Below are 18,935 nucleotides of genomic sequence, written 5' to 3' on the forward strand. Positions count from 1 at the left end.
CCAACGTAAAAGAAAGTATGGCTCTATTGAGACTCGTGGTCAGCTGACTAACCGCAAAAGCATTCACGACAGACCTGCTGAGATTGAGCAGCGCTCTCGCTTCGGTGATCTGGAAATAGATACGATTGTTGGCAAGAATCACCAACAATCCCTGGTTTCAATTGTAGACCGGAAGACAGGTTATCTTTGGCTAAAAAAGTGTAGCACGCGAAAGGCTGAGGAAATTTGCCAAGCCACGATCAGATTATTGGAACCCATCAAAGCACAGCTCAAGACGATTACCGCGGACAATGGTAAGGAGTTCAGCCTGCATGAGTATGCTGCTCAGGAATTAGAGGTCGACTGGTATTTCGCTGATCCTTATAGCGCCTGGCAGCGAGGCACGAATGAACATACAAATGGATTGATCAGACAATATGTTACAAAAGGCAGTGACTTGAATGACTATACGGATGCATATATTGCAGAAATCACTCAACGATTGAACCATCGTCCAAGAAAAAGACTCGGATTTAAAAGTCCGAGTCAGGTATTATTCCAAGAACATGGTGTTGCACTTCAAATGCTAATCTAAGTCCGATAAAAACAAAAAGCGCTAAACCAGACCTTTGCCCAGTTTAACGCCATGCAGATTAGTAGACTAATTAACGGCCCAGAATTTCACGGGCAACGATTTCTTTCATGATCTCGTTGGTGCCGCCGTAAATGCGCTGAATACGAGCATCTACATAGAAACGTGAAATTGGATATTCAGTCATATAACCATAGCCACCAAACAATTGCAGCAGGTTATCGGCAACTTTGCACTGCATGTCAGTGGTATAGGCTTTTGCAGCCGCAGCGGTAGGTACATCCAGCTGTCCTGCCATGTATTGCTCAATACACTGGTTCACAAATGCCTGAGTGGCCTGTGCTTCGATCTTGGCTTGTGCCAATACAAAGCGGGTATTCTGGAATTTGGCAATCGGCTGACCAAATGCCTGACGCTCATTCACATATTGCAGCGTTACGTCAATCGCACCCAGAATAGAACCCAGCGCAGTAACGGCAATACCCAGACGCTCACGTGGCAGTTCTTGCATCATGTAGGCAAAGCCCTGACCGGCATTACCCAGCAACTGATTGGCAGGTACTTTTACGTTGTCATAGAACAGCTCAGAGGTGTCCTGTGAGTGCAGGCCGATCTTGTCTAGGTTAGTGCCTTTCTTGAAACCTTCCAGATGCGTGTCTACCAGCAATAGGGATACACCCTTGGCGCGCGCAGCCGGATCAGTTTTGGCCGCAATAATCACTAAGTCAGCATGTTGACCGTTAGAAATAAAGGTTTTGGAACCATTGAGCACATAATGGTCACCCTGCAAAATGGCACTACTGCGCAGCGATTGCAGATCAGAACCAGCACCTGGCTCGGTCATGCCAATCGCGCCAACCACTTCACCGGACACCATTTTTGGAATCCACTGCTGTTTTTGCTCTTCGTTGGCAATGTGCAAAATATAAGGCGCAACAATCTCAGAGTGTACGGAAATGGCGGTAGACAGTGAGCCATAACCAGCACGCGCCGCTTCTTCAACCAGCATCAGGGAATAATTGGTTGGTACACCATAACCACCGTATTCTTCCGGCATGTCGACACACAGAAAACCATTTTCACCCAACTGATTCCAGACGGAGCGTGGCATGATGCCTTCTTTTTCCCATTGCTCATAATGAGGCTTGATGTTTTCAGCCAGAAAGCGGCGGAAATTGTCGCGAAACAATTCTAAATCAGCATCATGTGCCAACATAAAAAATTCCTTTCAAAATTGATCTAAAAACAACGGCAGTGATTATGCCATTATACAGGACAGTTTTTGCAGTATTAATACTGATTAATACCAAAACAATTGAACACTTTGGTGCAATACCATCAAGCCATTGTGGCGCGCATTTTGCTATTCTTCTGGCCAGTATCACTTCAGCTTATAAGATATTAAATCATGACGACTTCCCGCCCCCGTCCCCAAGCCAATATTTATAAGGATAATGAACATCCGTTTGCCCAGTATGTACGTATTTTGGGTAAAGGAAAACGTGGTAGTCGCTCGCTCACCTATGAGGAAGCGCTGCACGCTTTTGGCATGATTCTGGATGATGAAGTAGAAGATGTGCAGCTTGGTGCATTCTTAATGCTGCTACGGGTTAAGGAAGAATCGGTCGATGAACTGGCTGGTTTTGTACAGGCCACTAAAGACCGGATTCAACTTCCAGCGCTGCAAATAGATCTGGACTGGTCAAGCTATGCAGGCAAGCGCAAGCATTATCCGTGGTTTTTGCTAGCTGCCTTAACACTGGCTAAACATGGCTATCGGATTTTTGTGCACGGTGCAGCAGGTCACACCATTAACCGCCTGTACACTGAAGATGTGCTGCCAAAACTGGGCCATGAGATTTGCCACAATAGTCAGCAGGTAGAACAGGCACTCTTACAACATAATTTTGCCTACATGCCGCTGGCCGCATTCTCACCAAAACTGGGCGATATTATTGAAATGCGCAACCTGATGGGCCTGCGTTCACCCGTGCATACACTTGCCCGCCTGATTAATCCTTTAAATGCCCCGGTTACCCTGCAAGCCATTTTTCATCCGGCTTATCGTGCCTCACATCAGCAGGCAGCCCTGCGACTGGGTTATCAGAACACCGCCGTGATTAAAGGTGAAGGTGGTGAGTTTGAACGTAATCCGGATGCGCGCACGCTGGTGGTCGGTATTCAAAATAGCACGGGTTATGAGCTGGAATGGCCAATGCTCAATCCTGCCCGCTCTGATGCTGAGGAAGCTTTCGACCTTGATCATTTTATTGCTGTCTGGCAAGGCACGGCTGAACATGCTTATGGTTATCAGGCCATTACTGGCACGCTGGCGCTGGCACTTTATAGCCTGCAAAAGGCAGATTCGATTGAAGACGCATTGAATCTTGCCCAGCAACTATGGCAACAACGTCATGAAAAATAACCTATTAGTAAATAAGCTAATCTCTCATTTTTTAGTGTTGTGTTAGGTATACAAGCACAGTGCTTTGTTTGAAGTGCTGTTAAAATTGGTTAACTATCAGCATATTAGATTTTAAAAGCTCTACACTGCTGGCACATCCTTTCCAAGAGATTGCCAGCATGACCCAAAGCAAAAAAGTCCTGATTGTGGTAACTAACACCGAAGAATTTGAAAAAGTTGGTTATAGAACTGGCTTATGGCTTAGTGAACTTACTCACTTTTGGGATGTTTTGGAAAAAGCTGGCTTGTCCATGGATATTGCCAGTCCAGCAGGTGGTTATGTGCCCATCGACCCGGAAAGCCTGTTAATGCCCGAACTCATTCAAATGACAGGTTTAAAAGATGCTGTTAATAAGCGCTATGAAGACCGGGCTTTTATGGACCAGCTTAAAAACACGCGAAGTGTGGCTGATGTTGATGTGGATCAATATGATGCCATTTATCTAACGGGCGGTCATGGCGTGATGTTTGACTTTGCCAACAATGAACCCCTTGGCCAACTGATTGCCGAGTTTTATGAAAATAATAAAATCGTTTCTGCGGTTTGCCACGGGCCTTGTGGCTTGCTGAATGTAAAACTCTCCAACGGAAATTATTTAATTAAAGATAAAAAACTCACGGGTTTTTCATGGAGGGAAGAACAGTTGGCCAAACGGGACCATGCTGTGCCATTTAGCCTGCAAGATGAACTGACTCAGCGCGGTGCTTACTATGAAAAAGCACTGATTCCCTTTACTGAAAATGTGGTAGAAGACGGCTTGCTCATTACGGGGCAAAACCCTAAAAGTGCGCATGCGGTAGGTCAGGCAGTCCTTAGCAGGTTAGATAGCTAATGTATTAATTCATCAGTAGATCTCACTGTTTAAAAATACAAACTCTTGGCAAATAATTAGAGCAATTACTCTATTTATTTGCTAATTTATTTTTTGCCTATCAATTTTAAAGCTACAAATATGACCAATTCTAAAATTTACTCTAAAAAAGCTCGGCAAAAAGATTTAAACAAGCTGTTAACTTCTGAAATTCTAGGCAAGCAATTATTAAGGTTGCAGCACGGTTGAGTACCAATGCAAATCAGCGTAAAAAGTGGCAGGTGCTGACTGCACTCGAAACCCAGACCAAAGATTATTTTTTGGATTATTTAACACAAATGGACTCTGGTATACCGCTAACATCGTGGTTTTAATCATCTATAAAAAAAACGCCTGATACCATCAGACGTTTTTTTATAACTACAGCCTAATCATCCAGCGCTTTAACCTAAACGGCTATCTTTTAGCATGACAACCTTGCTGCTCAGTTTCATCAGGCTTTCACGCAATACATTGGTTAATACTGGCGCAAGCTCACTGCTTAGCTGGGCAGCTTGCAAACCAAGCTTTTCACCAAGTGTTGGCTTCTTGCGTGAATGCAGGACATATACATCATGCTTGGGCAGCAAGGACAGCAAATAAGCATCCGAGGTTTCAAGTTTATCCACCAGATTCAGCTTTAGTGCATCTTCACCATACCAGTGCTCACCTGTGGCAACTTCAGATACATTCAGCTTGGGGCGATATTTTTCAACAAAGTGCTTAAACAGCGCATGGGTTTGCTGCAATTCGGATTCGAACTTGGCACGGTCTTCATCGGTATTTTCACCAAATACAGTCACTGTGCGCTTGTATTCACCTGCCGTATACACATCAAAATCAATATTATGCTGCTTCAACAATTTGTGAAAGTTGGGCATCTGGGCAACCACACCAATAGAACCCACCACAGCAAAAGGCGCTGCAATAATTTCATGCGCCAGACAGGCCATCATATAGCCACCGCTGGCTGCAACCTTGTCCACACAAATGGTGAGATTAAATCCGGCATCCCGCAGGCGCGCCAGTTGTGCTGCTGCAAGACCATAGCCATGCACCAGTCCACCTGGACTTTCAAGACGCAAAATAACCCGGTCACGGCCTGCCTTGGCAGTAGATAAAATCATTGTGATTTCTTCACGCAAATGCTCAACGCTACTGGCCTGAATATCACCTTTAAAGTCCAGTACAAAAATACGCTGATTGTCTTTTTTACGCTGTTTCTGGTCACGCTCAATACGCTTTTTCAGCTCACGCTGCTCGCTCCAGCCCATCAGGGATTCTGCCAGTTTGAGCTGCTGATCTTCCAGCTTGCCATTCAAGTGGGTAATCTGCATTTCCGATGGCAATTTGGGAATATGAAATAGCATAAATGTTCTCTGAATTTTTTGAAAAATAACTTTAATAACATAGGGGTCGCTGGCCTGAATTTCAACTGGCATTTTGCAGCATGAAAATGTTCTGACAGGCCCTTTAGGGAAACATGTCCATTAAATGGCAGCTTGTATCCGTTTTTACATTCTCAATGCTTTTTACCCGTAAATAGTTTTTACCGTCCCTTTCCTTATAAGCACCAATAACAGTGGCCTGAATTTTATGACCTTCACTTTCGGCAGTCTGAAGCTGTTTATTATAGTGTTGGATAAACTGTTGCACGGCATGATCATGACTTTCTATCAGCATGTACTGATTTTGCCCCAGATCACAACGGTTAAGCTGCAATTGCGGCACAGGTTGCTTAGCACCTTGATCAGGGTTTGCCTGTACAGGCACAATGAGTTGTAAAGTACCAGTAAAAAAGTCATAGGCAAGATCACTCTCGCCTTCCTGACTATTATGTTCAATTATAAGTTCTTGAGAATTAATTTCTTGTGCATAACCAGCTGGTGCAGTGAGCATGAAAATGCTAATCAGGCTGCCCTTTAACACTGAGTACAAGATTGAGTGCAAGTAAGTTTTCATTGATTGGGATAATGATCAAAAAATAAGTAAATAGGACTGACCAGCAATAAATCGAATAAACTTTCTAAAAATAAACAGGCCAATTAATTAGCCTGTTAATACTGTTTTATAACTACTATTTTATAATAGCCCAGCTTTATACCAGACGCAGTGGGCGTTCTTCATCGGGATTATTATCAGATGAATCATGGCTGTGTGAATCACAACTTTCATCTTTTTTCTTGCTACCGCGGTCAATATAGCCAGTGCGCTGCTCTTCCGGTAAATGTTTGTGTTCCCAGGCTACCACAGCCTGCATACAGGTTTCCCGCTGTTCCGGTGTTAGCAGACGCCCATCTGGCCATTTGCCTATTTCAATTGCTGTCTTAAACCGTTCTACAATTTCTGGTGTTAATGCAGCCAGTACTTGATCAATATTCATGTGTCATTTCTCTTAAAAGCCAGTTTTCCAAAAAGTATGCTGACAGCAAACTTAATCCTCATGGAATTTATCAAAATCCTGGTTCCAGCCCAGCTTGGTACGGCAGGCTGCATAAAAGTCATAGCCGGGTGGATGGAGCAGACTTAGTTTGAAGGGATGTTTGCGAATATGCAACCAGTCACCAATTTGCAGGGAGACACTGGTTTGACCATCAGCACTCACCATCGGCAAAACCCGGTTATCACGAATATAAATCTTGATTTCGCTTTCCCCGCCTACCACGATCGGCCGGCTGGACAAGGTATGTGGATGCATGGGCACAATCACCACGGCATCCATGGTGGGATACATAATTGGGCCACCCGCAGACAATGCATAGGCCGTAGAGCCAGTAGGCGTTGAGATAATCAGCCCGTCACTATGTTGACGATAGACATAATGACCATCAATGCTTAGCTCAAAGTCAATCATGTGTACCGATTTACCAGCGTGCAGCACAATATCGTTCAAGGCAATGGCTTCATATTTCACCTGAGTGCCTGACCGCACTTCCAGCTGAAGCAAAAACCGGCGGTCAATGTGATAATGACCTGCTAAAACCTGATCAAGTTTAAACAACACCTCATGCGGTGAAATATCGGTTAAAAAACCCAGTCGACCACGGTTGATACCAATCACCGGCGTTTTATAACGCACCAAATCGCGTGCCGCATGCAGTAGTGAGCCATCGCCCCCGACGACAATCACCAGATCACAAGCTTCACCCAGCAAAGCGCGTGAAACTATTTGTACTGCTTCCATTGGCACGAGTGTAGCTGTTTCCTCATCAAAGATGGGATGCAAGCCTTTAGCAATCAAATGCTCATACAACAGGCACAAGGTATCGACGACAGCTGCTTTTCCAGTACGTCCGACCAGGCCAACATTGCGAAAGTCACTACGAGAACCGCCACGAAAACTGATGGATTGTTTATCCTTCACCCGCTAATACTCCGCCAAACCTGCAAATCCATCATAACATTAAAATAAAATCTGTCTTAAAAACCAGACTGGTTTTTGCTGGTTTTTAGCATTTGCTGTTTAGACATTGTACAACCCTAAAAAAATTACGTTTGTATAAAAATCTCAATAAAAAAAACCGCCCTGATTTAGAGCGGTCTTTTTAATGTTTAAAACTTACTGTGCAGCTTTTAGCTGTAGGCGTGCAGCATGCAGCAATGGCTCAGTGTAGCCACTTGGCTGTACTGTTCCCTTGAAAATAAGATCGCTGGCAGCCTGAAAAGCAATGCTATCAGCAAAGTTTGGCGCCATTGGCTTATAGAATGGATCATTGGCATTTTGCTGGTCAACAATCACAGCCATACGCTCCAGCACTTCCTGTACCTGCTCTTTGCTCACAATATTGTGACGCAGCCAGTTGGCAACATGCTGGCTGGAAATACGCAGGGTTGCACGATCTTCCATCAGGCCAACGTTGTTGATATCGGGTACTTTGGAACAACCAACCCCCAGATCAACCCAGCGAACCACATAACCCAGAATACCCTGACAGTTATTTTCCAGTTCGTTAGTCAGCTCGTCCTGAGACCAGTTGGTATCAGCAGCCAAAGGCGGGGTTAACAGGTCTTCCAGTGAAGCTGCTGGCTGGGACTTCAGTTCATCCTGACGTGCTTTGACGTTAATTTCATGGTAGTGCAGCGCATGCAAAGCCGCACCAGTTGGTGATGGAACCCATGCACAGGACGCACCCGCTTTAGGATGCGCCGTTTTAGTGGCCAGCATGTCTTTCATCATGTCTGGTTTTGGCCACATGCCTTTACCAATCTGGGCTTTGCCCTGCAGACCACAGGCTAGACCAATCGCCACGTTACGGTTTTCGTAAGCCGCCAGCCATTTCTGGGTTTTGACTTCTTCCTTACGCACAACCGGGCCAGCTTCCATAGACGTATGGATTTCGTCACCAGTACGATCCATAAAGCCCGTATTAATAAAGATCGTGCGGTCAGCCGCAGCACGGATACACTCTTTTAAGTTAACTGAAGTGCGGCGCTCTTCATCCATGATCCCGATTTTCAGGGATTTCGGTGGCAGGCCAACCGCTTGTTCAGCACGCTCAAACAGCTCAACTGCAAATTTCACTTCTTCTGGGCCATGCATTTTTGGCTTAACAATATACATGGAACCGGTGCGTGAATTACGCAGCGTGTTGGTACCTTTGATGTCATGGATAGTCAGCAGTGAAGTCACCAGCGCATCCATGATGCCCTCAAAGACTTCTTCACCATCTACAAGGATGGCTGGGTTAGTCATCAAATGGCCCACATTACGCAACAGCATGAGTGAACGGCCATGCAGCTTTAACTCGCCACCGTTTAAATCCTTGAATGTCAGATCAGAATTCATTTGACGGGTAACGGTTTTGCCGCCTTTCTGGAAAGACTCTTGCAGGTCACCTTTAATCAGGCCCAGCCAGTTGCGGTAGCCTTCTACTTTTTCTTCTGCGTCAACAGCAGCAACCGAATCTTCAAGATCCTGAATGGTGGTTACGGCTGCTTCAACCAGCAGGTCTTTTACGCCAGCAGCATCAGTCTGGCCAATTGGGCTAGTGGCATCAATTTGAATAACAACATGCAGGCCATTATTTTTCAGCAAGACTTCGTTAGGCTGAGCAGTATCACCATTATAACCTACCAATTGGTCGGTATTTTTCAGGCTTGTTGTGCTGCCATCTTTCAGGCTCACAACCAGCTTGTTGCCATCAATTGCATATTTGGTGGCGTCGCTATGTGAGCCATTTTCCAATGCAAAGGTCTTGTCGAGGAAATTTTTAGCAAATGCAATCACCTGATTACCACGAACCGGATTATAGCCTTTGCCTTTTTCAGCGCCGTCAGCTTCAGAAATCACATCGGTGCCATACAAGGCATCGTACAGTGAACCCCAGCGTGCATTGGCCGCATTTAATGCATAACGGGCATTGCGTACAGGTACAACCAACTGGGCACCTGCCAGAGTTGCAATTTCTTCATCAACATTTTCAGTAGTAATTTGAAAGTCTTCGCCTTCCGGCACGATATAACCAATTTCACGCAGGAAAGCCTGATAGGCGGTTTTGTCAAAGCCAGGATTATTGCGATGCCATTCATCAATTTGAGCTTGAAGTTCTTCACGCTTGGCCAGTAATTCTTTATTTTTTGGTGTTAGATCACTAACGACCTGCTCAAAGTTTTTCCAGTAGGTTGCGCTGTCGACGCCTGTACCCGCCAAGGCTTCGTTTTCAATAAAATCGTACAATTCTTTGGCAATGCTTAAGTTGCCTTGTTGAATACGTGCAGTCATTGTCTATCCTAATGCGCTACTAAAATTAAGAAAGGCGACATTATACTGTTTTGTCAGCCACTTTGCATGAATCTATAGTCTTAAAGTGTTTCATTGTTTCAAAGGGAAAAAGTAAGCGTTTTAAAATTAAGAATTATTTAATAGGTTTAAAAATTACACTAGGATATTAAACTAGGCATATAACTCTAAATATAAAAAAAAGCAGGCCTTAAAACCTGCTTTTGTCTTACGATAGCAAATTAACGCTGAGCAATAGGCGTTACACTGCGCAGTTCTGGGCCAGTATATTCTGCACTTGGGCGAATAATACGGTTATCGGCACGCTGTTCCATCACATGGGCAGCCCAGCCAGTCAGACGGCTCATCACAAAAATTGGTGTGAACAGCTTGGTAGGAATCCCCATGAAGTGATAAGCCGACGCATGGAAAAAGTCTGCATTACAGAACAGTTTTTTCTCGCGCCACATCACTTCTTCACAGCGCACAGACACTGGATACAGTACGGTATCGCCTACATCAGCCGCCAGTTTTTCTGACCATTGCTTGATAATGCCATTACGTGGATCGTTGTCCTTATAGATGGCATGACCAAAGCCCATGATCTTGTCTTTGCGTGCCAGCATGGCCATCATTTCGCTTTCGGCATGATCAGGATCAGTGAATTTTTCAATCATGTCCATCGCGGCTTCGTTGGCGCCACCATGCAATGGGCCACGCAGGGAGCCAATCGCGCCAGTCACGCAGGAATGCATGTCAGACAGGGTTGACGCACACACACGCGCAGTGAATGTAGAGGCATTGAACTCATGCTCTGCGTACAAAATCAGCGATACATTCATTACCTTGGCATGTAATTCATTCGGCTTCTCGCCTTTTAACAAATGCAGGAAATGCGCGCCGATGGAATCATCATCGGTGTTTTCATCAATACGCACGCCGTCATGGCTAAAGCGATACCAATAGGTAATGATGGACGGGAATGCAGCCAGCAGGCGGTCAGCCACGTCCTGCTGCTGATCAAATGATTGTTCTGTTTCAAGGTTACCCAGCATCGAGCAGCCAGTACGCATCACATCCATGGGATGAGAATCGGCAGGAATGCGTTCCAGCACGTCTTTTAATGCCTGAGGCAGGCTACGCAGGCCTTTTAACTTGGCCTTGTAGGCAGCCAGTTGTTCAGCATTCGGCAGTTCACCAAAGAAAATCAGGTAAGCAACTTCTTCAAACTCACAATGTTCCGCAAGGTCTTTGACATCGTAACCGCGATAGGTTAAACCCGCGCCAGATTTTCCTACAGTAGACAGTGCTGTTTTACCCGCTACCTGACCACGCAGCCCCGCACCAGACAATACTTTACCTTCTGCCATTGTTATTTCTCCTGTTTAAAGAGTTGATCTAATTTGTCTTCAAAAGAATGATAGTTCAGGAACTCGTACAGCTCGCTGCGCTTTTGCATGTTGTCCAGTACATTGACCTGCGTGCCTTCCTTGCGAATGGCCTGCATGACTTCCAGTGCCGCTTTTTGCATGGCACGGGTGGCAGATAGCGGATACAGCACCATGCCAATACCTTGCTCACCCAATTCATCCACGGTGTAATACGGGGTTGTACCAAATTCGGTAATATTAGCCAGAACCGGAACACCAACAGCATCAACCACTTTGCGGTACATGGTAATGTCAGTCATGGCTTCGGCAAAAATGGCATCAGCGCCCGCTTCTACGCAAGCACAGGCACGGTCAATCACACCCTGCAAGCCTTCCTGTTGCAGCGCATCGGTGCGGGCCATCAGTACAAAATCGGGATCAGTTTTGGCATCAGCTGCCGCTTTAATGCGATCAACCATTTCTGCCTGAGTCACGATTTCCTTGTTAGGACGGTGACCACAGCGTTTTTGTGCGACCTGATCTTCAATATGCACGGCAGCAGCACCAGCACGAATCATTTCCTTAATGGTACGGGAAATATTGAATGCACCACCCCAGCCAGTATCAATATCCACCAGCAACGGGGTATCAACCTGACTGGTAATACGGCGCACATCGGTCAGTACGTCATCCAGACTGGTCATGCCAAGGTCTGGCAAGCCGTAAGAGTAGTTGGCAACACCGGCACCGGACAGGTAAATGGCCTTATAGCCGACTTGCGTTGCCATCATGGCGGCATAGGCATTCACCGTACCGAGGATTTGTAATGGTTTTTCTACAGCGAGCGCATCGCGGAAACGACGGCCTGCGGAATTTGACTGACTCATAAAAATATCCATTAGCGTTGCAACGTGATAATGGTTGCCGAGTATATAAAGCTTTAACCAAGCTTGCACCGTTAAATTGAATAAAAACTCTAATTTAACGGCGCAATCATGATGTTTTCTGCCAATTCTAGTGAACCGCCATGTTATCTACAGAACTATTGCTGGGTTTCTTCACAAAAAAGACAATAAAGGCCGTGGCAAACATGAGTGCAGCCAGCATTTTTAGGATGTCGTTAAAGGTTAAGGTCAGTGCTTGCAAATGCATTTGTCGACTCAGCATGGTAATCGCCAGTTGTTCCGCCTGATCGCCAGCCATCGTCTGATACTTGGCGGTTAATTGCGCCACATAATCCACCACTTCAGGACGTGATGGAATCAGGTAGCTGCTTAGGCCAGTGACATGCACTGCCATGCGCTGGTCAATCAGCGTGTTAATAATAGCCAGACCAATTGCCCCGCCAATATTACGGGTCAGGTTGTATACGCCGCTAGCACTTTTGATCTTATTAAGCGGCAAGGTCGACATCGCCAGTTGCGACATAATAATCAGGCCCATCATCATGCCAATGCCGCGCAACACCTGTGGCCAAAAAAACTCTCCAAAATCGCTTTGGGTAGTCAGATTGGCGTTTAGCGCAACGCCCAGTGCTGCAATTGAAAGGCCTGCAAAAATCACCTTGCGCGCATCAAACTTGGACATCACCGAACCCACAAAAGGCGCAAACAGGAACATGGTAATGCCCATCACCAGCATGATATGGCCAATCTGGCTACTGTTCATGCCACGAACCTGACCCAGAAATACCGGAACGATATACACCATGCCATACAGCGCCATGCCCAATACAAAGGTCATCATGGAACTTAAGCTGAAATTACGGTTATTGAAAACACTAAGATCAACAATTGGCTGGCGCACTGTCAGGCAGCGGTAGAAAAAAATAATTGCCGAAAGCAAACAGGCAATGGCGGTATATAAAATCGCATGGTCGGAAAACCAGTCATTCCGTGGGCCTTCATCCAGCACAAACTCAAGCCCACCCAGAAAAATAGCCATACTGGCCAGTCCCAGCCAGTCAATCTGGGCAAACAATTCCGGATTGGGTTTATCCAGATCCTGCGCTGAATACACAAATGAGGCAATCAGCAGCCCCGGCATGATATTGATGAAAAACATCCAGTGCCACGAAAAATGCGTGGTGAGCCAGCCGCCCAGTGTCGGGCCAATAGCCGGGCCAAGTGTACTCACCATTCCTACCACAACCATGGGCAAGGCTTGTTTTTCCTTGGGGAACAATACAAATAGCGCTGCCATGGTGGTGGGAATCATGCCACCGCCCAGAAAACCCTGAAAGGCGCGAAATACCAGCATGGATTCCAGATTCCATGAGAAACCGCACATTAAAGAAGCCAGCGAAAAACCCAGTGCTGAAATGGTAAAATACACTCGGGTCGACAACAAATTGGACAGCAAGGCTGACAGTGGAATGGCAATAACTTCGGCAATCAGGTAAATGGTTTGTACCCATGCAACTTCACTCTGACTTGCCCCAAGGCCTGCCTGAATTTCATTGATTGAACTGGCTACAATCTGAATATCCAGAATTGCCATAAAGTTGCCAAAGACCATGGCACCAAACATGGCCCATGCCGCAGCAGGACTAATTTTCATACTCAATTCCAGTGCTGACCACTATTTTTAAAAACAACAACTTTAACCACAATAGCAACTGCCCAAATAAACATGATCTGGACAGTTTTACTATTGGTTTAAAACACCCAAAAGCAGTGGCAATGTAATGACAAAATCATGCCATCGAATTTAAGTAATGATTTATTAGGATGATTAGGTCCGCAAATCAACTTTCACTGTGGCTGACAAACCCGGACGCAATACCGGATCAGCTGCTTTGCGATCCAAAAGGATTTTTACCGGCACACGCTGGACAACCTTGTTAAAGTTACCAGTAGCATTTTCAGGTGGCATCAGGGAAAATTCGGCACCGGAAGCTGGTGAAAAGCTATCAATATGCCCGGTAAACTCATGATCAGGATAGGCATCCAGTTCTACTGTTACTTTCTGGCCAACATGCATATCAGTAATCTGGGTTTCCTTGAAGTTGGCTTCTACAAAGGTTTTTTCCAGAGGTACAATGGCCAATAAGCGGGTTTGCGGATTAACCCGGCTACCCAGACGCACCGCCAGATCACCAATGGTGCCAGAAACCGGGGCAACGACCTGAGCAGATGAGGCATCTACGCCAATCAGGTTAACATTGGCCTTGGCACTGTTCACATCTGCCACCAATTGCTCACGGCTGGCTTGGATGCTGCCAAACTGGGCTTTGGCACCTCCAATACCTGCTTCTGCACGTTTAACTTGCGCCTGTGCGGCCTGATATTGCGCTTGCGCGGATTGATATTGTGCCTGTGCCGATTGATATTGCGCCTGTACCGATTCAACACGCTGGTTTGTAGTCACCCCTTCCCGTAATAAGGCATTATAACGCGCTGCATCTTTTTGTGTTCTTGCTACTTCGGCCTGTGCCTGATTCACGCCAGCCTGTGCCTGCTTGAGTCCAGCATATGCCTGATCAAGTCCAGCCTGCGCTTCCAGAATTACCGCGTTCTGACTGGCTGCATTTTGCTGCTGCACACTAAGAGCGGCTTCTTTAAGCTGGGTGATTGCCTGTGCCTGCTCATAACGTGCCTGTGTATCACGGTCGTCCAGTTTCATTAGAACCTGACCGGCTTTGACTTCCTGGTTATTTTTGACGTTTAGCTGGGTAATTTCGCCAGCAACACGTGGACTAACCCAGGTAACATCAGCCTTTAGATAGGCGTTATCAGTGGATTCATAAAACCGGTAAACCAGAAAATAATAAATGATCCCCAGTACGGCAAGGACTAAAAAAATTGCTAAAATAATCTTGGGTAAACGCTTTCTCTTATTGATTGCAGAAGCATCCTGAGTCTGTGCATCCGCATGAGATGACACGCTTTCCTCTGTCATATTGCTCTGGGCATGATGAACAGCATCAGGCGATTGAACATTTGTGGCATTGGCCGACATTTTATGCTCCTTGCGCAGCATCAAGGTGAATGATATTGTACTGTACCGAACAGTACATTTTGCTGGCAAGAGCAGTTTGCACTTTTTTTGCGTGGAATCTACCAGGGCGGTTAATTTTCTATGGGTTTTTTCGATGAGTAACGTGCAAGACACGCCGCAGTCAGGCTGTACCGCGGCCCTGACCCGTCGTGGCATTGAGCGACGGGCGTCATTGTTGCAGGCAGCCAATACACTTTTTCTGGAAAAAGGCTTTAATGCCGTTAGCCTTGACGATATTGTACAGTTTTGTGGTGGTTCAAAAGCAGCGATTTATCAGTATTTTGGCAATAAAAAAGGATTGCTGGCTGCCCTGTTTGAATATCGCTGCGAGAAGTTTTTTAAATCCAATCCACCACCGCAATGGCAACCTAGCCAGTCCCTGCATGAAATCATGCTGCTAACGGCCAAGTCTGTGTATATTGCCTTTACCGATGCGGACAATATTGCGTTTATGCGGCTGGTGGTTGAGGAGTCACAGCGTGATCCTGAACTGGCACAACTGGCATACGATTCCGGTCCACGGCGTGGCTTGCTCATTGTGGCCAATCTGCTGGAACGTGCCCATGCACAGGGCGAAATTGACTGCCCTCACCCTTATGAATCGGCGACACTATTCTTTGGCATGTTGCGACATGCCCAATGGCGCTTGCTGGTGGGCCTTTCTCCACTGGAAGACCATCTGGATGCTGATCATTACCTTAAATATCTGGTTGAACGTTTTTTAGCAGGACATCGTCTTTCATCATGAACCTTTCTTATTTTCGTGCGCCTGCCTTATCGGTTCGGGCTTCGGTTTTGTTATGCGCAATGATTACGACCCCTGTGGCAGTTTATGCCCAAACCTTACAGGAAAGTATTGCACTGGCCAAAAACTATCAGTCAGAGCGTCGTCTGGCCGGTTTACAGGTACAAGATCAGGCTGCCCAACTGGCACAAATCCGCGCTCAATATGGCTTTAAGCTCAGTGCCAATGCCGAAATTGGTGCAGGCTATATCACCACAGAAAAAAATGCACTGTTTCCTGAAGAAGGCAAACGCTTTCCACAAACTGTAGGCGTGCAGTTTAGTTATCCTTTATATACCGCTGGCCGTCAGCAACTGGCAGTTCAGGCAGCACAAACCGGCATTGAAGCTGCTGAAGCCAATGTCGGTTATGTCGATACACAGGCTGCACTGGCAGCGATTAGCTTACATGCGGCCATTACCCGTGATTTGGCACTTATTCAACTGGAACAGGACAATCAGCGTTCGCTGGATCAGGCTGCCCGTGATGCAAGCCTACGCTTAAAAGCAGGTGAAGTTACTAAAACCGATCTGGCACAGGCCAATGCGCGACAGGCACAGGGAGCTGCCAGTCAAAGCCGTGCTGAAGCCACATTATTGGTCGATCAATCACGCTATGTTCAGCTCACTGGCCAAAGTCCGCAAAACCTTGAGCCATTGCAACAGGTGCCCACAGTGCCCAGCTTAACTGAGGCACTCACCATGATTGAAAGTACTCCCTTGATTGAAAATGCACGCCTGCAATTAAAAGCAGCACAGCAACAATTGGCGCTGAGTCACCGGGAAAACTATCCCAGTATTCAACTGGCTGGCCGTGCAAATACTCAGGATGATAGCGACTTTTCAACCACTCGACTGGGCGCGTATGGTGTAAGTTTGCAAGCCAGCTTACCCATTCTGGATGGCGGCACACGAAAGGCAGAAGTGCAGCGCTCACAGGCACGGGTTGCTATGGCACAGGAACAGCTCGACAGTAACCGTCGCCAGCTCCAGCAGCGCCTGACTGAAAACTATGCCATGCTGCAAACCAGCCAGAATCAGTATCCGGCCCTAATCAAGGCACGCGATGCGGCACAACTGGCGCTACAAACCATTCGCCGTGAGCTGGAACTAGGCACACGTACCACCTATGACCTGCTCACTGCCGAGCAAACCCTGCTGGATGCCAATACCCAGCTCATTTTAAATCAGGAAGATCAGGCCTTAAATGCCTATCAGATTCTGGCTCAGCTTAATCGCCTGTAACCGACAATATGTAATGACAATTGCATTACTTTCTGAACGATGTTGAAAAAGATGAGCTGTTTTTTCTTTAAAACGCTTGTATAGAGTAATGCATTCGCTGCATCAAATCAGGATAGCCTTTGCAGGCTTGCCCCGCAATGGCTTATACTCGGGACAGTCTTACCTATTAAACAGATGACATTGGCTGTGAGCACCATTTAAGGTGCTCATTGTTTTTGCGGAGACATTATGGCCCTGCGGCATTTTTTAACCTTAACCGATCTTAGTAGTACAGAACTTAAAGCAATTATTGATCGTGCCATTGAACTCAAAGCCATGCAGCACAAAGGCGAAGTGTATCAGCCATTTGTCGGTAAAGTACTGGGCATGATTTTTGAGAAGTCCAGTACCCGTACCCGTGTTTCCTTTGAAGCAGGCATGATCCAGTTTGGTGGCGGTGCCATTTTTCTGTCACCACGCGATACTCAGCTGGGTCGTGGCGAACCCATTGAAGATTCTGCCCGGGTTATTTCCAGTATGCTGGATGTAGTCATGATCCGAACCTTTGCACATGCCACAGTAGAACGCTTTGCCCAGTACTCCAGAGTTCCAGTGATAAACGGTCTGACAGATACCCATCACCCTTGCCAGTTGCTGGCCGACCTGCAAACTTTCAAGGAACATCGTGGTGAAATTGCCGGTAAGACCGTATCCTGGATTGGTGATGGCAATAATATGTGCAACTCATACGTACATGCGGCGCATATGCTGGATTTTAAGCTACGTATTGCCACCCCGTATGGTTTTGAGCCGGAACCTGAGCTACTGGAAGAGTATGCACACTGTGTAGAGCTGGTAAAAAGTGCTGAGGAAGCTGCAGAAGGTTCTCACCTACTCACGACTGACGTCTGGGCCAGTATGGGACAGGAAAATGAGCAGAATACTCGCAAACGCCGGTTTGCACCTTTCCAGATTTCACCGCCATTAATGGATCTGGCCAGCCCGGATGCCCTGTTTATGCATTGCCTGCCTGCCCATCGTGGTGAGGAAATTTCAGAAGATATGCTGGATGATCCGCGTGCTGTAGTTTGGGATGAAGCAGAAAATCGCCTACATGCGCAAAAAGCACTGATTGAGTTTTTACTATTTGAATTGCAGAAAAAATAAAAATTCAGATGACTTAAATCAGGTGTTTTTTGCCAGACAATTCAGGGAACTTCGGTTCCCTTTTTTGCCTAAGCTTTTTTTTAAATACCAGCCCTTTCGCTTTTATCTGGTTCTTTAAGCCTATAGCATCACTCTGGTTAAAGTGCTTTACAAGTAGACCACCGCTACTTTTTTACTCCATTTTCTGCTTATTTTCCGCTTAAAACCCTTGTGAGTGATTTTCCCTTTACACGCTTTGCAGTTGCTCAACACACAATGACAGTTATTTACCGACACAGTTTTATGCCATGTTAAAACAGTAAAGTCGTTAATCTTAGTGAGGAACTCATCATGGCTCGTGGAGATAAATCAGCATATACCGACAAGCAAAAACGTCAGGCTGAACACATTGAGGACAGCGAAAAAAAACAGGGGCGCTCAACCGATGATGCCGAGCGCATTGCCTGGGCTACCGTAAACAAGCAAGATGGCGGTGGCAAGAAAAAGGCAGCCAGTAAGTCAGATTCCAAGACTACAAGCAGCAAGTCTGCTAGTACCAAATCTGAAAAACCCAAAACAGACTCTAAAGCCAAGTCAGATACTAAAGCTAAGCCAGCTTCTAAAACTGAGAGCAAAAAAGCTACCAGTAAGAAGTCTGATAGCAAAGCTGCGGATAGCAAGAAATCAGCCAGCTCCAAGTCCAGCAGTAAAAAAACTGACGATAAAAAAGCCTCTCGTAAAAAGGATAGTGCTAAAAAATCGACAGAAAAGAAATCAACCGATAAAAAAAGCAAATAACCTGCTTGTG

The 18,935-nt window shown here is 46.2% G+C and carries 17 protein-coding genes; 7 read left to right on the forward strand and 10 right to left on the reverse strand.

The window, feature by feature from the left end; all coding sequences use genetic code 11:
* On the forward strand, window positions 1-574 hold a 574-nt coding region (locus E2B99_RS01355; protein WP_134243212.1), incomplete at its 5' end, for an IS30 family transposase.
* Window positions 575-644: 70 nt separating this feature from the next.
* Here E2B99_RS01355 and E2B99_RS01360 read toward each other — a convergent pair.
* Window positions 645-1,787, reverse strand: a complete 1,143-nt coding sequence (locus E2B99_RS01360) for an acyl-CoA dehydrogenase family protein (RefSeq protein WP_134243213.1) — start codon at window positions 1,785-1,787, stop codon at window positions 645-647.
* A 192-nt stretch (window positions 1,788-1,979) separates the two neighbouring features.
* Between E2B99_RS01360 and E2B99_RS01365 the strand changes: the two genes are divergently transcribed.
* Together E2B99_RS01365 and E2B99_RS01370 are read left to right on the forward strand one after the other, a co-directional pair.
* Window positions 1,980-2,996, forward strand: a complete 1,017-nt coding sequence (locus E2B99_RS01365; protein WP_134243214.1) for a glycosyl transferase family protein — start codon at window positions 1,980-1,982, stop codon at window positions 2,994-2,996.
* Between the two features lie 158 nt (window positions 2,997-3,154).
* On the forward strand, window positions 3,155-3,868 hold the full coding sequence (locus E2B99_RS01370) for a type 1 glutamine amidotransferase domain-containing protein (RefSeq protein WP_134243215.1): 714 nt from the start codon (window positions 3,155-3,157) through the stop codon (window positions 3,866-3,868).
* 422 nt (window positions 3,869-4,290) lie between these two features.
* Here the strand turns inward: E2B99_RS01370 and sohB are convergent, their stop codons facing one another.
* The 9 genes from sohB to E2B99_RS01415 all read right to left on the reverse strand — a co-directional run bounded on the left by sohB (window position 4,291) and on the right by E2B99_RS01415 (window position 14,875).
* The gene (gene sohB / locus E2B99_RS01375; RefSeq protein ID WP_026470491.1) at window positions 4,291-5,256 is read right to left on the reverse strand and encodes a protease SohB; all 966 of its coding nucleotides are present in this window, start codon (window positions 5,254-5,256) and stop codon (window positions 4,291-4,293) included.
* Window positions 5,257-5,359: 103 nt separating this feature from the next.
* Window positions 5,360-5,785 (reverse strand): hypothetical protein, encoded by a 426-nt coding sequence (locus E2B99_RS01380; protein ID WP_134243216.1) that lies wholly within the window; start codon window positions 5,783-5,785, stop codon window positions 5,360-5,362.
* A 199-nt stretch (window positions 5,786-5,984) separates the two neighbouring features.
* Window positions 5,985-6,269 carry a YeaC family protein gene (locus E2B99_RS01385; RefSeq protein WP_134243217.1) on the reverse strand — a complete coding sequence of 95 codons (285 nt, stop codon included), beginning with the start codon at window positions 6,267-6,269 and terminating at the stop codon, window positions 5,985-5,987.
* Between the two features lie 51 nt (window positions 6,270-6,320).
* Entirely contained in the window at window positions 6,321-7,232 is a 912-nt protein-coding gene (locus E2B99_RS01390) for an NAD(+) kinase (RefSeq protein ID WP_134243272.1), read from the reverse strand.
* A 213-nt stretch (window positions 7,233-7,445) separates the two neighbouring features.
* Complete coding sequence (locus tag E2B99_RS01395) at window positions 7,446-9,608, reverse strand: malate synthase G (RefSeq protein WP_134243218.1); 2,163 nt, start codon at window positions 9,606-9,608, stop codon at window positions 7,446-7,448.
* A 239-nt stretch (window positions 9,609-9,847) separates the two neighbouring features.
* On the reverse strand, window positions 9,848-10,975 hold the full coding sequence (gene prpC, locus E2B99_RS01400; RefSeq protein ID WP_134243219.1) for a bifunctional 2-methylcitrate synthase/citrate synthase: 1,128 nt from the start codon (window positions 10,973-10,975) through the stop codon (window positions 9,848-9,850).
* 2 nt (window positions 10,976-10,977) lie between these two features.
* A complete protein-coding gene (gene prpB / locus E2B99_RS01405) occupies window positions 10,978-11,862 on the reverse strand; it encodes a methylisocitrate lyase (RefSeq protein ID WP_134243220.1) in 885 nt (294 codons plus the stop codon).
* 127 nt (window positions 11,863-11,989) lie between these two features.
* Window positions 11,990-13,534 (reverse strand): DHA2 family efflux MFS transporter permease subunit, encoded by a 1,545-nt coding sequence (locus E2B99_RS01410; protein ID WP_134243221.1) that lies wholly within the window; start codon window positions 13,532-13,534, stop codon window positions 11,990-11,992.
* Between the two features lie 174 nt (window positions 13,535-13,708).
* A complete protein-coding gene (locus E2B99_RS01415; RefSeq protein ID WP_134243273.1) occupies window positions 13,709-14,875 on the reverse strand; it encodes an HlyD family secretion protein in 1,167 nt (388 codons plus the stop codon).
* 193 nt (window positions 14,876-15,068) lie between these two features.
* Between E2B99_RS01415 and E2B99_RS01420 the strand changes: the two genes are divergently transcribed.
* From E2B99_RS01420 to E2B99_RS01435, 4 genes are all read left to right on the forward strand, one after another.
* A complete protein-coding gene (locus E2B99_RS01420) occupies window positions 15,069-15,722 on the forward strand; it encodes a TetR/AcrR family transcriptional regulator (protein WP_134243222.1) in 654 nt (217 codons plus the stop codon).
* Entirely contained in the window at window positions 15,719-17,002 is a 1,284-nt protein-coding gene (locus E2B99_RS01425) for a TolC family protein (protein WP_134243223.1), read from the forward strand. The genes E2B99_RS01420 and E2B99_RS01425 overlap by 4 nt, the downstream gene beginning before the upstream one ends.
* A 228-nt stretch (window positions 17,003-17,230) precedes the next feature.
* Complete coding sequence (gene argF / locus E2B99_RS01430; protein ID WP_134243224.1) at window positions 17,231-18,148, forward strand: ornithine carbamoyltransferase; 918 nt, start codon at window positions 17,231-17,233, stop codon at window positions 18,146-18,148.
* Window positions 18,149-18,478: 330 nt separating this feature from the next.
* Window positions 18,479-18,925, forward strand: coding sequence for a hypothetical protein (locus E2B99_RS01435; protein WP_134243225.1), 447 nt, complete (start codon window positions 18,479-18,481; stop codon window positions 18,923-18,925).
* Window positions 18,926-18,935 lie beyond the last annotated feature (10 nt).

Origin of the sequence: Alkanindiges illinoisensis (assembly GCF_004377485.1) — a bacterium.
Classification (GTDB): domain Bacteria; phylum Pseudomonadota; class Gammaproteobacteria; order Pseudomonadales; family Moraxellaceae; genus Alkanindiges; species Alkanindiges illinoisensis_A.

Bases quoted from the DNA above. Each gene is read 5' to 3' on its own strand.
- E2B99_RS01425 (WP_134243223.1), top strand. From the start codon at position 15,719: ATGAACCTTTCTTATTTTCGTGCGCCTGCCTTATCGGTTCGGGCTTCG.
- E2B99_RS01415 (WP_134243273.1), bottom strand. From the start codon at position 14,875: ATGACAGAGGAAAGCGTGTCATCTCATGCGGATGCACAGACTCAGGAT.
- sohB (WP_026470491.1), bottom strand. From the start codon at position 5,256: ATGCTATTTCATATTCCCAAATTGCCATCGGAAATGCAGATTACCCAC.
- E2B99_RS01410 (WP_134243221.1), bottom strand. From the start codon at position 13,534: ATGAAAATTAGTCCTGCTGCGGCATGGGCCATGTTTGGTGCCATGGTC.
- E2B99_RS01365 (WP_134243214.1), top strand. From the start codon at position 1,980: ATGACGACTTCCCGCCCCCGTCCCCAAGCCAATATTTATAAGGATAAT.
- argF (WP_134243224.1), top strand. From the start codon at position 17,231: ATGGCCCTGCGGCATTTTTTAACCTTAACCGATCTTAGTAGTACAGAA.
- E2B99_RS01370 (WP_134243215.1), top strand. From the start codon at position 3,155: ATGACCCAAAGCAAAAAAGTCCTGATTGTGGTAACTAACACCGAAGAA.
- prpC (WP_134243219.1), bottom strand. From the start codon at position 10,975: ATGGCAGAAGGTAAAGTATTGTCTGGTGCGGGGCTGCGTGGTCAGGTA.
- E2B99_RS01420 (WP_134243222.1), top strand. From the start codon at position 15,069: ATGAGTAACGTGCAAGACACGCCGCAGTCAGGCTGTACCGCGGCCCTG.
- E2B99_RS01385 (WP_134243217.1), bottom strand. From the start codon at position 6,269: ATGAATATTGATCAAGTACTGGCTGCATTAACACCAGAAATTGTAGAA.
- E2B99_RS01435 (WP_134243225.1), top strand. From the start codon at position 18,479: ATGGCTCGTGGAGATAAATCAGCATATACCGACAAGCAAAAACGTCAG.
- prpB (WP_134243220.1), bottom strand. From the start codon at position 11,862: ATGAGTCAGTCAAATTCCGCAGGCCGTCGTTTCCGCGATGCGCTCGCT.
- E2B99_RS01395 (WP_134243218.1), bottom strand. From the start codon at position 9,608: ATGACTGCACGTATTCAACAAGGCAACTTAAGCATTGCCAAAGAATTG.
- E2B99_RS01360 (WP_134243213.1), bottom strand. From the start codon at position 1,787: ATGTTGGCACATGATGCTGATTTAGAATTGTTTCGCGACAATTTCCGC.
- E2B99_RS01380 (WP_134243216.1), bottom strand. From the start codon at position 5,785: ATGCTCACTGCACCAGCTGGTTATGCACAAGAAATTAATTCTCAAGAA.